The sequence below is a fragment of the Afifella sp. IM 167 genome, from assembly GCF_020144925.1.
Classification (GTDB): Bacteria; Pseudomonadota; Alphaproteobacteria; order Rhizobiales; family Afifellaceae; genus Afifella.
This window is the reverse complement of the sequence record NZ_NSLC01000002.1, coordinates 397831-411821: the sequence shown is the minus strand read 5'-3', so window position 1 is coordinate 411821 and position 13991 is coordinate 397831. Positions and strand designations below refer to the sequence as shown.

Here is a 13991-nt window from a genome sequence, read left to right as displayed (position 1 = left end):
CTGATCGTCAGTGGTGGTGCTACGGCGGTCGCCGTAAGCTAACTCGTCTGGAAGGCTGTTGAACAAGGCGCGGGTCGCAAGATCCGCGCCTTTTGCTTTGCGGTGTGGGGCTCCGAGGGCAACCCCCGGCGAGTGCCTTTCCTTCGCCTTGCGCGCCGGGCTAATCTCCGCCGCAAAAGCGGGAGGACGCATGGCGCAGACGATCACCAAGGGCTACCGGCAGCTTCTTCAGGATGCCGAAACGTCGATCACCAACCTCACGCCGGAAGAGGCGATAGCGCGACGCGATGCGGGCGAGGTCGTTCTTATCGACCTGCGCGACATTCGCGAACTGAAGCGCGAGGGGACCATCCCGGGCGCCGAGCACTGCCCGCGCGGCATGCTGGAATTCTGGATCGATCCTGAGAGCCCCTATCACAAGCCGGTCTTCTCCGAGGACAAGACCTTCATCTTCTTCTGCGCAGCCGGCTGGCGGTCCGCGCTGGCGACCCGGACGGCGCAGGAGATGGGACTTTCGCCCGTCGCCCATATCGTCGGAGGTTTCGCCGCCTGGAAGGAGGCCGGCGGCGAGGTCGAAGCGCCCGCGCCGAAGCCGCAGAAGGGCGCAGGCGGCGGCGCATGAGCCTGCTGAAGGCGGGCCGACCGCCGGCGGATGCGCAGGGGAACGGCGCGGCCTGGGCCGAGCTTTGCGAGGCGTTTCGGGCTCGCCGCCACGAGGCCGCGCTCGGCGGCACACAAAAGGCGCGCGAGCGGCACGTTTCGCGCGGCAAGCTTCTGCCCCGCGAGCGGGTGGCGCGTCTTCTCGATACCGGCGCGCCCTTCCTGGAGCTTTCGCCTCTCGCTGCAAACGGCATGTACGAGGACGCCATCCACGGCGCCGGCCTCATCGCCGGCATCGGGCGCGTCAGTGGCCGGCTGGTGATGATCGTCGCCAACGATGCGACCATCAAGGGCGGCACCTACTATCCGATGACGGTGAAGAAGCATCTGCGGGCCCAGGAAATCGCCCTGCAGAACCGGCTGCCGTGCATCTATCTCGTTGATTCGGGCGGTGCGAACCTGCCGCACCAGACCGAAGTGTTTCCCGACAGGGAGCATTTCGGCCGCATCTTCTTCAACCAGGCGAACATGTCGGCGAGGGGCATTGCCCAGATCGCCGTCGTCATGGGCTCATGCACGGCAGGCGGGGCCTATGTGCCGGCCATGTCCGACGAGACGGTGATCGTGCGCGGCACCGGCGAGGAAAGCCAGGGCACGATCTTCCTCGGCGGGCCGCCGCTGGTGAAGGCGGCGACGGGGGAGGTGGTCTCGGCCACCGATCTCGGCGGGGCGGAGGTGCATGCGAGAAAGTCCGGCGTTGCCGACCATCTCGCCATCGACGATGCGCATGCCTTGGCAATCGCGCGCGAGATCGTCGCCCATCTCGGCCCGGCCGCGGCGCCGGATATCGCGCTCATCAAGCCGCAAGAGCCCGCCTATCCCTCGAGCGACCTGGAGCGGCTCGTGCCGGTCGACCTCAAGCGCCAGTACGACGTGCGCGACGTCATCGCCCGCCTCGTCGACGGATCGCGCTTTCACGAATTCAAGCCGCTCTACGGGGCAACGCTCGTCACCGGCTTTGCCCATCTTGGCGGCGTGCCGATCGGCATCCTGGCCAATAACGGCATCCTGTTTTCCGAATCGGCGCTGAAGGGCGCGCATTTCATTGAACTCTGCGCCCAGCGGCGGATCCCGCTCCTCTTCCTGCAGAACATCACCGGCTTCATGGTCGGCTCGCAGTACGAGGCCGGCGGCATCGCCAAGGACGGCGCCAAGCTGGTGACGGCGGTCGCGACGGCGGCGGTGCCGAAGATCACCGTGATCATCGGCGGCTCCTATGGCGCGGGCAATTACGGCATGTGCGGGCGGGCCTATTCGCCCCGGTTCCTGTTCGCCTGGCCGAATGCGCGCATCTCGGTGATGGGCGGCGAGCAGGCGGCCTCGGTTCTCGCCACGGTGCGGCGCGACAACATCGAAGCCGAAGGCGGCGCCTGGAGCGCACAGGAGGAAGAGGCCTTCAAGGCGCCGATCCGCGAGACCTACGAGGCGCAGGGCAATCCCTACTACGCGACCGCCCGGATCTGGGACGACGGGATCATCCTGCCTTCGGAGACGCGCGATGTGCTCTCGCTCGCCTTTCATGCCTGCCTGCAGGCGCCCGTGGAAGAAACGCGTTTCGGCGTCTTTCGCATGTAGGCCGGGCTCGGTGGGCGGGTGGGGCCGCCATCGCCCGAACAATCGCGGATCTGCGCGGCCTTTGACGAAACCGAAGCCGGCTTTCCGTGTTGGTGAGCATATCACCGACAGGAGGCACCCTTGGCCGCGACGATCACCGGCATCATCATTGCTTTATTGGGATTAGTGCTCGCCATCGGGGGCGCCTGGCTTATCGCGGTCGGCGGCTCCTGGTATTATCTCATTGTTTCGTTTGGCTTTCTTCTCACCGGCTATCTCCTGTTCAAGCGCAATGTCGCGGCGCTTTGGGTCTATGCGGCCGTCATTTTCGGCTCGCTCATCTGGGCCATCTGGGAAGTCGGGTTCGACTGGTGGCAGCTCGCTCCCCGCGGCGACATCGTCGTCCTGATCGGCCTGTGGCTGATGCTGCCGTTCGTCACCCGCCCCCTGGTGCGCTACGGTGAGACGAAGCCCGCCCCCTGGCGGGGCGCCGGCATCCCGCTCGCCGTGTCGCTGGTCTTTGCGTTCTGTGTCGCGGCCTATGCGCTGTGGACGCCCTCCAACGACATCGCTGGTTCGCTGCCGACGGAAAGGGTGGCGAATGCCGCGGAGGGGCCGGCCGGGGAAGGGCCGGACGTGCCGGACGAAGACTGGCCGGCCTACGGACGTACCGAATACGGCCAGACCTACTCGCCGCTCGCCGAGATCAACTCCGACAACGTCAACCAGCTTGAGGTCGCCTGGGAATATCACACAGGCGACACCAAGCGCGAAGGCGACCCGAACGAAACGACCTACGAGGTGACGCCGCTCAAGATCGGCGACACCATCTATCTTTGCACGCCGCATAATCTCGCGATCGCCCTCGATGCGAAGACCGGCGAGGAGAAGTGGCGCTTCGACCCCAAGGTCGGCGAGGATATCAGCCGCCAGCATCAGACCTGCCGGGGCGTTTCCTATTACCAGGTGCCGGAGGAAGTGGCTTCCGCGGCGAGCGTGACCGGCGGCGAAAACGGCGAGGGTACCGGGACCGCGGTCTCCGAATCTACCTCGGCCGAAAGCGCCGCGCCCTCCGATGCCGGGCAGGCGGAGAGCACGGAAAGTGCCGCACAGTCCGCGCCGTCAACCGCGCAGACGCCGGATGCATCGGCTGAATCCGAGGTGATGGCCGAGAGCGGCACGGCACAGGAGGCAGAGCTTCCGGCTGCCGAATCGGCGATTCCGTCGGCACCGTCACCGGTCGGCGAACCCAACCTCGCGCAAGGCGGAGAGACGCCCCCCGCTGCCGACCAGGCCGCGCCGGCGACGAGCGTGCCGGCCGAGCCGGAGCTGAGCGAATCGGAACGTAAGGCCGCCGCGATGCAGGAAGAATGCCCGCGCCGCATCTACCTGCCGACCGCCGATGCGCGCCTGATCGCCCTCAATGCCGAGACCGGCATAGTCTGCGAGAGCTTCGCCAATGGCGGCCATGTCGATCTGTGGAAGAACATGCCCTACACGCAGCAGGGCTTCTACTATTCGACTTCAGCGCCCACGATCGCCCGCGGTGTCATCATCGTTGGCGGGTCGGTCAACGACAACGTCTCCACGACCGAGCCTTCCGGTGTCATCCGGGGCTACGACGTGGATACGGGCGATCTTCTCTGGAACTGGGATTCGGGCGATCCGGACGAGACGACGCCGATCCCAGATGACGAGACCTACACGGCGAACTCACCCAATTCCTGGACAACGATGAGCGCCGATCCCGATTTCGGCCTCGTCTACGTGCCGCTCGGCAATGCGCCTCCCGACCAGTTCGGCGGCAACCGCACGCCCGAGACGGAACGGTTCTCTTCCTCGATCGTCGCGCTCGACATTGCGACGGGCAAGCTGAGATGGGTGTTCCAGACCGTTCATCACGACCTCTGGGACATGGACGTACCTTCCCAGCCCGCGCTGATCGACCTCAATATCGATGGGGAGACGGTGCCGGCGATCGTCCAGGCCACCAAACAGGCAGACATTTACGTCCTCAACCGGGAGACCGGCGAGCCGATCCTGCCGGTCACGGAGGAGCCTGCCCCCCAAGGTGCCGCACAAGGCGATACCGTGTCGGAAACTCAGCCGACCTCGGCTCTCTCCTTCAAGCCGCCTCTTCTGGAAGAGCGCGACATGTGGGGTGCAACGATGTTCGACCAGCTGGTCTGCCGAATCCGGTTCAAGCAGTACCGCTGGGAGGGTCGCTTCACGCCGCCTTCGGTCAACGGCAGCCTGGTCCATCCAGGCAATTTCGGCGCCTTCAACTGGGGCGGCATCGCCGTCGATCCGGAGCGGGGCATCATGTTCGGAACGCCCTCCTATCTTGCCTTCATCTCGCGCCTGATCCCGCGCGAAAATGACGAAAAGAACTATGTTTCGGATGGCAAGCCGGGGCTGAACGAGAATTACGGCGCCCCCTATGCGGCGGTGCTGAAGCCCTTCACCTCGCCGGTCGGCCTTCCGTGCCAGGCCCCGCCCTGGGGCTATGTCGCGGGCGCGGATCTGACCACCGGCGAGATCGCCTACATGCATCAGAACGGCACGGTGCGGGACCGCGCGCCCGTACCGGTGCCTTTCAACATGGGCGTTCCAGACCTTGGCGGGCCGGTCCTGACGGGCGGCAACCTCGCCTTCATTTCCGGCACGCTCGACTATTACGTGCGCGCCTTCGATGCCACGACCGGCAGGAAGCTGTGGCAAAGCCGGCTGCCCGCGGGCGGGCAGGCGACGCCCATGACCTATGCTGTCGACGGCAAGCAGTATCTTCTCGTCGTTGCGGGTGGGCATGGCTCGCTCGGCACGAAGACGGGCGATTCCATCATCGCCTATGCATTGCCCGACAGCTGATCGGCCGAAACGGCCATGGGCGGCGGAAGTGCATGGCAGCCTCCGCCGCCCTTGTGCTTGATCGGACGGGCGGGACCGCTAGGGTGCGGCCTCACTTGCCGGTGCGCCCTTCGTGCCGGCCCCGAACGGCAGAGCGCGAGGCAGAATGGCCGAGAAGAATTCAAGCGATAACGCCTATGACGTGATCGTCATCGGCGCGGGCCCCGGCGGGTATGTGACGGCGATCCGCGCCGCGCAGCTCGGCTTCAAGACAGCGGTGGTGGAGGCAAGCCATCTCGGGGGCATCTGCCTCAATTGGGGCTGCATCCCGACGAAGGCGCTGCTGCGCTCGGCCGAGATCTTCCACTACATGCAGAATGCCAAGGATTACGGCCTTTCCGCCGACAATGTCGGCTTTGATATCGAGGCTATCGTCAAGCGCTCGCGGGGCGTTGCCGGTCAGCTCAGCCAGGGCGTCGGCTTCCTTCTGAAGAAGAACAAGGTCGATGTGATCTGGGGCTGGGCGAAGCTTTCCGGCAAGGGCGAGGTCGCCGTCTCGCCGTCGAAGTCTCCCGCGCCGAAGGGCGCCAAGGGGGAGGGGACCTATTCGGCCAAGCACATCATCGTCACGACCGGCACGAAGCCGCGGACGCTGCCTGGCATCGAGCCCGACAAGAAGCTGGTCTGGACCTATTTCGAGGCGATGGTGCCTGAAAAGCTGCCGAAGTCGCTGCTCGTCATCGGTTCTGGCGCGATCGGTATCGAGTTCGCCTCCTTCTACCGCTTCCTCGGATCGGAAGTGACGGTCGTGGAGGTGCTGCCGCAGATCCTGCCCGTCGAGGATGCCGAGATCGCCCAACTGGCGCGCAAGCGCTTTGAAAAGCAGGGGATCACGATCCACACCGAGGCGAAGATCACCAAGGTGGAGAAGGGCAAGGACGAGGTCACCGCGACCATCGAAACCAAGGACGGCAAGGCGGTTAAGAAGACCTTCGAGCGGGTCATTTCCGCCGTCGGCGTCGTCGGCAACGTAGAGGGCCTCGGCCTCGACAAGCTCGGAGTAAAGACGGAGCGCGGTCTCATCGTCACCGACGCGTACGGCAAGACGAACGTGGAAGGCGTCTATGCCATCGGCGACGTCTCCGGCCCGCCGATGCTTGCCCACAAGGCCGAGCATGAGGGCGTCGTCTGCGTGGAAGCCATCAAGGGGCTGAAGCCGCATCCGATCGACAAGCTGAAGATTCCGGGCTGCACCTATTGCCAGCCGCAGGTCGCCTCGGTCGGCCTGACGGAGAAGAAGGCGAAGGAGACGGGGCGCGAGATTCGCGTCGGACGTTTTCCCTTCATCGGCAACGGCAAGGCAATCGCGCTCGGCGAGCCCGACGGCCTCGTCAAGACCATCTTCGACGCCAAGACCGGCGAACTCCTCGGCGCGCACATGATCGGCGCAGAGGTGACGGAACTCATCCAGGGCTTCGTGATCGCCATGAACCTGGAGACGACCGAGGAAGAGCTGATGCACTCGGTCTTCCCGCATCCCACGCTCTCAGAGATGATGCACGAGAGCGTGCTTGACGCGTATGGACGCGTTATCCACGTATGAAGCTCGGGCCCGGGGCGGGCTCGGACGGCAACAATGAGGGGAGCTGAACCATGAACGGCATGGGAATTTTGATGTCCATCATCCTCGGCGGCCTGGCGGGCTGGATTGCCGAGAAGCTCATGCGGGCCGATCACGGCCTGCTCACCAACATCGTGCTCGGCATTGTCGGCGCGCTCGCTCTCAACTGGGTGCTGGGTCTCCTCGGAATCATGACGCAGCCGGTGTGGTACGCCCAGCTGGTTGTCGCGATCGTCGGCGCCTGCATTCTCATCTTCCTCTATCGCGCCATTCGCGGGCGCAGCTGAAAGTAGCCCTTGGTCACGCTCATCAACACAATCGAGCCTTCCGGAAGTAGCGCCGCGGAGGTGATGACAGAGAGCCGGCCGGAGCTTGCGGCGCGGCCCCGCCATCCGGAGAAGGCGCGCCGGCCGGATCAGCCGATCCAGCGCAAGCCCGCCTGGATTCGCGTCAAAGCGCCGGTCTCGCGCGGCTATCGCGACACGGCGGAGATCGTGCGTTCCGGCAAGCTGGTCACGGTCTGCGAGGAAGCGGGTTGTCCCAACATGGGAGAGTGCTGGGAGAAGAAGCACGCCTCCTTCATGATCCTGGGCGACACCTGCACGCGCGCCTGCGCCTTCTGCAACGTGCGCACCGGCATGCCGGGACCCGTCGATCCCGATGAGCCGCAGCACCTTGCCGATGCCGTCGCGCAGATGGGGCTGACGCATGTCGTCGTGACCTCCGTCGACCGGGACGACCTTGCCGATGGCGGCGCGTCGCATTTTGCCGCGGTCATCAAGGCGCTGAGGGCGACCACGCCGGAGACCACGGTGGAGGTTCTGACGCCCGACTTCCTGCGCAAGAAGGGCGCGCTGGAGACGGTGGTGGAAGCGCAGCCGGACGTCTTCAACCACAACTTGGAGACCGTTCCGGCGCTCTATCTCACCGTTCGGCCGGGGGCTCGATACTTCCATTCGCTGCGGCTCCTGCAGCGCGTGAAGGAACTCGATCCGCAGATGTTCACCAAGTCCGGCATCATGGTCGGTCTCGGCGAGGAGCGGAACGAGGTGCTTCAGCTGATGGACGACCTCAGAACCGCTGAGGTTGATTTCCTGACCATCGGCCAGTACCTGCAGCCCTCGCGAAAGCACCACCCGGTGAAGGATTTCGTGACGCCCGAAGCTTTCAAGAACTATGAGGCGATCGCCTATGCGAAGGGCTTCCTGCTGGTCTCGGCGAGCCCGCTGACGCGCTCGTCGCACCATGCAGGCGAGGATTTCGAGCGTCTGCGCAAGGCGCGCGCCGCGCTGAGCGACTGAGCCCCATCCGCATGCACCATCACGAGACGTCCCGCATCGTTGAGCATTCCGCGACCGAGATGTTCGATCTCGTCGCCGATGTGGAAAAGTATCCCGAATTCGTGCCGTTCTGCGAAAGGCTGCACGTGCGCGGGCGCAAGCAGATCGAGGGCAGGACGATCCTCGTCGCCGACATGACCGTCGGCTACAAGATGCTGCGCGAGACCTTCACCTCCAAGGTGACGCTCGACCGGCAGGATCTTTCCATCCGCGCGGACTATCTCGACGGGCCGTTCCGCACGATGGAGAATGTCTGGAACTTCGAGCCGCTCGGAGAGAGCCAGTCGAAGATCCATTTCTACATCGACTACGAGTTCAAGAGCCGCACGCTCGCCGCCGTGATGGGAGCGATGTTCGACCGGGTCTTTCGCACTTTCGCTTCGTCCTTCGAACGGCGCGCCGACACGCTCTACGGGCGTGAAGGCGTGGCGCCGACGCGCGCCTGACCCATTTTCAGTGCCGCTTTATCCGGCCTTGCGCGCGAGCCCGGCCAGCATGTCGAGCGCGGTCGCGACGCTTTCGCGGCGGATGCCGGTGCGTCCGAGCGCGGCATCGAAGCGCTTTTCCACGTCGATCACGGTTCCGCTCCTGAGGGCCGCTGCAAAGCAGACGAGGCCGACCGGCTTTGCCGCCGTGCCGCCGCCGGGGCCGGCGACACCCGTGATGGAGAGGGAGAGGCCGGCGTGCGAATGCGCGAGCGCTCCCTCGGCCATGGCGCGCGCCACTTCCGTACTGACGGCACCGTGCCGCTCGATCATCTCCGCCGGCACGCCGAGAAGCTCCATCTTGGCGGCGTTGGAATAGGTGACGAAGCCGCGCTCGAAGACCTCGGAGGATCCGGCGATCTCCGTCAGCACGGCCGCAAGGCCGCCGCCGGTGCAGGATTCGGCCGTGGCGATCATCAGGCCGCGCTGACGGCAGATGTCGAGCAGCGAGGCGGCGCGCGCCTGGAACGAGCTCTCAGGCGCCATCGTCTTCTCCCGGTAGCGCGACGCTCGCCGTCGCCAGGCTCGCAATGCCCTCGCTCCTGCCGGTGAAGCCTAGCTTCTCGCTCGTCGTCGCCTTGACGTTCACGCGGCCGGGCGAGATGCCGAGGATGGCGGCGAGGCGCTCGCCCATCGCGGCGCGGTGCGGGCCGATCTTCGGCGCCTCGCAGACGAGCGTGACGTCGGCGTTGATGATCCGCCCGCCGCGCGCGGCGACGCGCTCGGCCGCGGCGCGCAGGAAGATTTCCGAGGCGGCGCCCTTCCATTGCGGGTCGCTCGGCGGGAAATGCTGGCCGATATCGCCTTCGCCGAGGGCGCCGTAGAGGGCGTCCGTCAGCGCGTGCATGCCGACATCGGCATCCGAATGGCCGAGGAGGGCGCGCTCATGCGGAACCTCGACGCCGCACAGGGTGACATGGTCGCCCGGACAGAAGGCATGGACATCGTAGCCCTGGCCGGTGCGGATTTCGCTCGTGCCCTGAAGCAGGCGCTCAGCGCGGGAAAAGTCGGCGGAGGTGGTCAGCTTGACGTTCCTTTCATCGCCCTCGACGGAGCGGACGGCGAGACCTGCCGCCTCGGCGACCGCCGCATCGTCGGTGAGGTCGCTCCGATCCTTTACCGCACGATGGGCATCAAGGATGGGGGCGAAGGGAAAAGCCTGCGGCGTCTGCACGGCACGGCAGCGCGCCCGGTCGATCGTGGCGGTCACGAGACCGCCTTCGACATGCTTGAGCGTGTCGGAAACGGCAATGGTGGGCACGGCGCCGGTCTTTTCGTCGAGAGCGGCGACGACCCGCTCGATGACGTCCGGGGTAACAAAACAGCGGGCCGCGTCGTGGATGAGAACGTAATCGGGCGCGTCCGCGGCGAGGGCCTCCAGGCCGAGGCGCACGGAGGCCTGCCGGCTGTCGCCGCCGGCGACCGGCTCGCCGAGCTTGTCGATGCCTTCGGCCGCTTCCTCGTAGAGATCGCGGTTGGCCGGCTGGATGACGCAGAGGATCGACGACACGAGCGGGTTTGCCGAAAAGGCGAGCAGCGTCCTTCGCAGCACCGGCATGCCGCCGAGACGCGCGTATTGCTTCGGCAGGGAGAGGCCGGAGCGCGATCCGCTGCCCGCCGCGACGATGAGCGCCGCATAGCTCCGCATTTCCGTCATGCTGCCCCGGTCATTGCCATTCCCCCAAGGCCGGTTTACCCAGCCGGCGCTTATCCCCTTGTCGCACTTGCTCTCGCCACACATCTGATTAGATAGTTGGCAGCAAAGTTTTTGCCGGATTTTTCATCATTGCCCGACGCCGACACCATCACCGATAGCTTGAAGCTCGCCGGCCTGTCGATTCCAAATCGCGGTTTTCTGGCGCCCATGTCCGGCGTGTCGGACCTGCCGTTCCGACGGCTGGCGGCGCGCTTCGGGGCGGGTCTCGTCTTCTCCGAGATGGTGGCGTGCGACGCTGTGCAGCGGCGCAGCGAGGAGGCGCGGCTGCGGGCCGAAGGGGAGGGGCTGCCCGTCCATGTCGTGCAGCTCGCCGCCCGCGACGAAGAGGCGATGGCGGAGGGCGTGCGTGTCGCGGAGGCAGCCGGCGCCGATATCATCGACATCAATATGGGCTGTCCGGCCAAGCGCGTGACGGGCGGTTTTGCGGGCTCGCATCTGATGCGCGACCTCGATCTGGCGCTGAGGCTCGTTGAGGCGGCGGTGGCACATGCAAGCGTGCCGGTAACGCTGAAGATGCGGCTCGGCTGGGACCATGCCAGTCTCAACGCCGCCGAACTGGCGCGGCGCGCGCAGGCTGCCGGCGTTCAAATGGTGAGCGTGCACGGGCGCACCCGCTGCCAGTTCTACAAGGGCAGGGCGGATTGGTCGGCCATCCGCCGCGTGGTGGAGGCCGTCGACATCCCCGTCATTGCCAATGGTGACCTCACGCGCGCGGAAGATGCGCCGGCGATGCTCGCCGCTTCCGGCGCCGCCGGCGTCATGATCGGGCGTGGCGCCTACGGAAAGCCTTGGCTGCCCGGGCAGGCCGGCGCCATCCTCGTCGGCGAAAGGCCGGCTGCCGCCCCCAAGGGCGCCCGGCTGGGCGAGCTCGTTCTGGAGCACTACGACATGATCCTCGCCCATTACGGGACGGTGCCGGGCGTCAGGATCGCCCGCAAGCATCTCGGCTGGTATCTCGATGGACTTCAGGCCGACCGTTCGCTGGCGGCGGCGCGCGCGAAGATGATGCGCGAGGCCTCGCCGGCAAAGGTGCGTGGCGAACTTGCCGCCATCTTCGTCTCCGCCAGCCCCTGTGCCGGGGCCGAGATGCGCGAGGCGGCCTGATGGCCAACAGCGAACGTAACGGACGCGAGGAGGGAGTTCCGGCTCTCGCGATCCTCAACGCGCTTCCCCACCCGATTCTCGTCGTGGGACAGGACAATGCGATCCTGTCGGCGAACCAGGCGGCGGAGATCTTCTTCGGCGCGAGTGCGCCCGTCATGGCGCGCGACGGGCTCGACAGGCTTGTGCCTTTCGGCAGCCCCCTCTTTCCCCTGATCGAGCAGGTGCGTGAGCGCGGGGCGGCGATCACCGAATACCGCGTCGACATGAGCTCGCCGCGTATCGGCTCGGAAAAGATGGTCGACATCTACGCCTCACCGGTCACCGTCACCGACGGCAACGTCTCCCTGATGCTGCTGCCGCGTTCCGTGACGGAGAAGATCGACCGCCAGCTGACCTATCGCGGCGCGGCGCGCACCGTGACGGGGCTTGCGGCCATGCTTGCCCATGAGATCAAGAACCCGCTTTCGGGCATCCGCGGCGCGGCGCAGCTCCTGGAAGGCACGGCCTCGCAGGAAGACCGGGCGCTGACGCGTCTCATCTGCGAGGAAACGGATCGGATCGCCAGTCTCGTCGACCGCATGGAGACCTTCGGCGATGCGCGTCCCATCGAGCGCGAGCCGGTCAATATCCACCGCGTGCTGGAGCGCGTGAAGACGCTCGCAAGTTCCGGCTTCGCGCGCGGGATCCGCATTCACGAGGAATACGATCCCTCATTGCCGCCGGTCCTGGCCAACCGCGACCAGCTCCTGCAGGTCTTCATCAATCTCGTGAAAAATGCCGCCGAAGCCCTGGCGGAACAGGGCGACGGCGAGATCACCTTCCGGACGGCCTATCGTCCCGGCATCCGGCTTTCGGTGCCGGGGGCGCGCTCGCGCGTCAGCCTTCCGCTGGAATTCTCGGTGATCGACAACGGGCCCGGCGTGCCCGACGACCTCCTGCCGCATCTCTTCGATCCCTTTGTCACCTCCAAGGCAAATGGCACGGGTCTTGGACTGGCCCTCGTGGCCAAGATCATCGGAGATCACGGAGGCATTATCGAGTGCGAGTCACAGCCGCGCCGCACCATGTTCCGCATTCTCATGCCGACGCTCGAACAGGCGTCGGACGAGCTGGACCTCAAGGAGGATGGAACCTCGTGACACAGGGCACGATCCTTGTCGCCGACGACGATACGGCGATCCGTACCGTCCTGAACCAGGCGCTTTCGCGGGCCGGCTACACGGTCCGTCTGACCTCCAATGCGGCGACCCTCTGGCGCTGGGTCGCGGAAGGCGAGGGCGACCTCGTCGTGACCGATATCGTCATGCCTGACGAGAACGCCTTCGAGCTCCTGCCACGCATCAAGCGTGTCCGGCCGGAGCTGCCGATCATCGTCATGAGCGCCCAAAACACCTTCATGACGGCGATCAAGGCTTCCGAGAGGGGGGCCTACGACTACCTGCCGAAGCCTTTCGACCTCAAGGAACTGATCGCCACGATCGGAAGGGCGCTGTCGGAGCCGCATTCGCGCATCCAGGCCGAGCGCGACCCTGGAGAGGATGCCATCCCGCTCGTCGGCCGCTCGGCCGCGATGCAGGACATTTACCGTGTGCTCGCGCGGCTGATGCAGACCGACCTCACGGTGACGATCTTCGGCGAGTCGGGCACCGGCAAGGAACTCGTCGCGCGGGCGCTCCACGATTACGGCAAGCGCCGCAAGGGGCCGTTCGTCGCCGTCAACATGGCGGCGATTCCACGTGAGCTGATCGAATCGGAGCTCTTCGGCCACGAGCGCGGCGCCTTCACGGGGGCCCAGCATCGCTCGGCCGGTCGCTTCGAGCAGGCCGAAGGCGGCACGCTCTTTCTCGACGAGATCGGCGACATGCCGATGGATGCGCAGACGCGTCTTCTACGCGTGCTGCAGCAGGGCGAATACACGACCGTGGGCGGGCGGACGGCGATCCGCACGGATGTCCGCATCGTCGCGGCCACCAACAAGGACCTGAAGAACCTCATCCGGCAGGGTCTTTTTCGCGAAGACCTTTTCTTCCGCCTCAACGTCGTGCCGATCCGCCTGCCGCCGCTGCGCGAGCGAACCGACGACATTCCAGACCTCGTGCGCCACTTCCTTGTCGAGGCGGAGCGCGAGGGCTTGCCGGCGAAAACCATCGAGGGCGACGCGCTCGAGGTCATGAAGCGGCATCGATGGCCGGGAAATGTGCGCGAGCTGGAGAACCTCATCCGCCGCCTGACGGCGCTTTATCCACAGGAGACGATCACCGCAGATCTCATCCGCCACGAGCTCGATCCCGTCGGCGATTTCGAAGACAGCGGGCGCGCGCCGGAGGAGGAGAGCCTTTCCAATTCCGTGGCGCGGCACATGACGAACCTGTTCAATGAGTTCGGAGACGCCCTGCCGCCCCCGGGCCTTTATCATCGTGTTCTGCGGGAAATCGAGGTGCCGCTGATCGGGGCAGCGCTTGGTGCAACCAACGGCAATCAGATCCGCGCAGCCGAGCTTCTTGGTCTTAATCGCAACACGCTGCGGAAGAAAATTCGCGACCTTCAAATTCTGGTTGTGAGGGGCCCACGATAAAGTGTTGCTCTTCTGCTGTCAGAGCGTCGTTTTTGTGACATATTAGTCACGTCTCTGAACTCAGACGATCAGCCAGTCCGGCCCTCAT

12 protein-coding genes are annotated in these 13991 nt (G+C 65.7%); 10 read left to right on the top strand and 2 right to left on the bottom strand.

Annotated elements, in window-relative coordinates; translation table 11 throughout:
• The first annotated feature begins 190 nt into the window (after nucleotides 1-190).
• The 7 genes from CLD20_RS04585 to CLD20_RS04555 all read left to right on the top strand — a co-directional run bounded on the left by CLD20_RS04585 (nucleotide 191) and on the right by CLD20_RS04555 (nucleotide 8468).
• A complete protein-coding gene (locus tag CLD20_RS04585) occupies nucleotides 191-622 on the top strand; it encodes a rhodanese-like domain-containing protein (RefSeq protein WP_224405413.1) in 432 nt (143 codons plus the stop codon).
• Complete coding sequence (locus CLD20_RS04580) at nucleotides 619-2235, top strand: carboxyl transferase domain-containing protein (protein WP_224405412.1); 1617 nt, start codon at nucleotides 619-621, stop codon at nucleotides 2233-2235. The genes CLD20_RS04585 and CLD20_RS04580 overlap by 4 nt, the downstream gene beginning before the upstream one ends.
• 120 nt (nucleotides 2236-2355) lie before the next feature.
• The gene (locus CLD20_RS04575) at nucleotides 2356-5082 is read left to right on the top strand and encodes a glucose/quinate/shikimate family membrane-bound PQQ-dependent dehydrogenase (protein WP_224405411.1); all 2727 of its coding nucleotides are present in this window, start codon (nucleotides 2356-2358) and stop codon (nucleotides 5080-5082) included.
• A 145-nt stretch (nucleotides 5083-5227) separates the two neighbouring features.
• Nucleotides 5228-6664: a dihydrolipoyl dehydrogenase gene (gene lpdA / locus CLD20_RS04570; protein ID WP_224405410.1), complete on the top strand. Its 1437-nt coding sequence runs from the start codon at nucleotides 5228-5230 to the stop codon at nucleotides 6662-6664.
• A gap of 50 nt (nucleotides 6665-6714) precedes the next feature.
• On the top strand, nucleotides 6715-6969 hold the full coding sequence (locus tag CLD20_RS04565) for a GlsB/YeaQ/YmgE family stress response membrane protein (RefSeq protein WP_224405409.1): 255 nt from the start codon (nucleotides 6715-6717) through the stop codon (nucleotides 6967-6969).
• 9 nt (nucleotides 6970-6978) lie between these two features.
• Nucleotides 6979-7983 (top strand): lipoyl synthase, encoded by a 1005-nt coding sequence (gene lipA, locus CLD20_RS04560; protein WP_370636805.1) that lies wholly within the window; start codon nucleotides 6979-6981, stop codon nucleotides 7981-7983.
• 11 nt (nucleotides 7984-7994) lie between these two features.
• Nucleotides 7995-8468: a type II toxin-antitoxin system RatA family toxin gene (locus CLD20_RS04555; RefSeq protein WP_224405407.1), complete on the top strand. Its 474-nt coding sequence runs from the start codon at nucleotides 7995-7997 to the stop codon at nucleotides 8466-8468.
• Between the two features lie 18 nt (nucleotides 8469-8486).
• On the opposite strand, the gene CLD20_RS04550 is transcribed toward CLD20_RS04555, so the two are convergent.
• The gene (locus CLD20_RS04550; RefSeq protein ID WP_224405406.1) at nucleotides 8487-8993 is read right to left on the bottom strand and encodes a CinA family protein; all 507 of its coding nucleotides are present in this window, start codon (nucleotides 8991-8993) and stop codon (nucleotides 8487-8489) included.
• The gene (locus tag CLD20_RS04545; RefSeq protein WP_224405405.1) at nucleotides 8983-10164 is read right to left on the bottom strand and encodes a bifunctional 2-C-methyl-D-erythritol 4-phosphate cytidylyltransferase/2-C-methyl-D-erythritol 2,4-cyclodiphosphate synthase; all 1182 of its coding nucleotides are present in this window, start codon (nucleotides 10162-10164) and stop codon (nucleotides 8983-8985) included. Before CLD20_RS04545 ends, CLD20_RS04550 begins: the two co-directional genes overlap by 11 nt.
• A gap of 129 nt (nucleotides 10165-10293) precedes the next feature.
• Between CLD20_RS04545 and dusB the strand changes: the two genes are divergently transcribed.
• From dusB to ntrC, 3 genes are read left to right on the top strand one after another with little or no spacing between them, the layout of a single operon-like run.
• Nucleotides 10294-11328 carry a tRNA dihydrouridine synthase DusB gene (dusB, locus tag CLD20_RS04540; RefSeq protein ID WP_224405404.1) on the top strand — a complete coding sequence of 345 codons (1035 nt, stop codon included), beginning with the start codon at nucleotides 10294-10296 and terminating at the stop codon, nucleotides 11326-11328.
• Nucleotides 11328-12467: a nitrogen regulation protein NR(II) gene (locus CLD20_RS04535; protein WP_224405403.1), complete on the top strand. Its 1140-nt coding sequence runs from the start codon at nucleotides 11328-11330 to the stop codon at nucleotides 12465-12467. Before dusB ends, CLD20_RS04535 begins: the two co-directional genes overlap by 1 nt.
• Nucleotides 12464-13903: a nitrogen regulation protein NR(I) gene (gene ntrC, locus CLD20_RS04530; RefSeq protein WP_224405402.1), complete on the top strand. Its 1440-nt coding sequence runs from the start codon at nucleotides 12464-12466 to the stop codon at nucleotides 13901-13903. Before CLD20_RS04535 ends, ntrC begins: the two co-directional genes overlap by 4 nt.
• Nucleotides 13904-13991 lie beyond the last annotated feature (88 nt).

Bases quoted from the DNA above. Each gene is read 5' to 3' on its own strand.
- CLD20_RS04585 (WP_224405413.1), top strand. From the start codon at position 191: ATGGCGCAGACGATCACCAAGGGCTACCGGCAGCTTCTTCAGGATGCC.
- CLD20_RS04580 (WP_224405412.1), top strand. From the start codon at position 619: ATGAGCCTGCTGAAGGCGGGCCGACCGCCGGCGGATGCGCAGGGGAAC.
- lpdA (WP_224405410.1), top strand. From the start codon at position 5,228: ATGGCCGAGAAGAATTCAAGCGATAACGCCTATGACGTGATCGTCATC.
- CLD20_RS04565 (WP_224405409.1), top strand. From the start codon at position 6,715: ATGAACGGCATGGGAATTTTGATGTCCATCATCCTCGGCGGCCTGGCG.
- CLD20_RS04555 (WP_224405407.1), top strand. From the start codon at position 7,995: ATGCACCATCACGAGACGTCCCGCATCGTTGAGCATTCCGCGACCGAG.
- CLD20_RS04550 (WP_224405406.1), bottom strand. From the start codon at position 8,993: ATGGCGCCTGAGAGCTCGTTCCAGGCGCGCGCCGCCTCGCTGCTCGAC.
- CLD20_RS04545 (WP_224405405.1), bottom strand. From the start codon at position 10,164: ATGACGGAAATGCGGAGCTATGCGGCGCTCATCGTCGCGGCGGGCAGC.
- CLD20_RS04535 (WP_224405403.1), top strand. From the start codon at position 11,328: ATGGCCAACAGCGAACGTAACGGACGCGAGGAGGGAGTTCCGGCTCTC.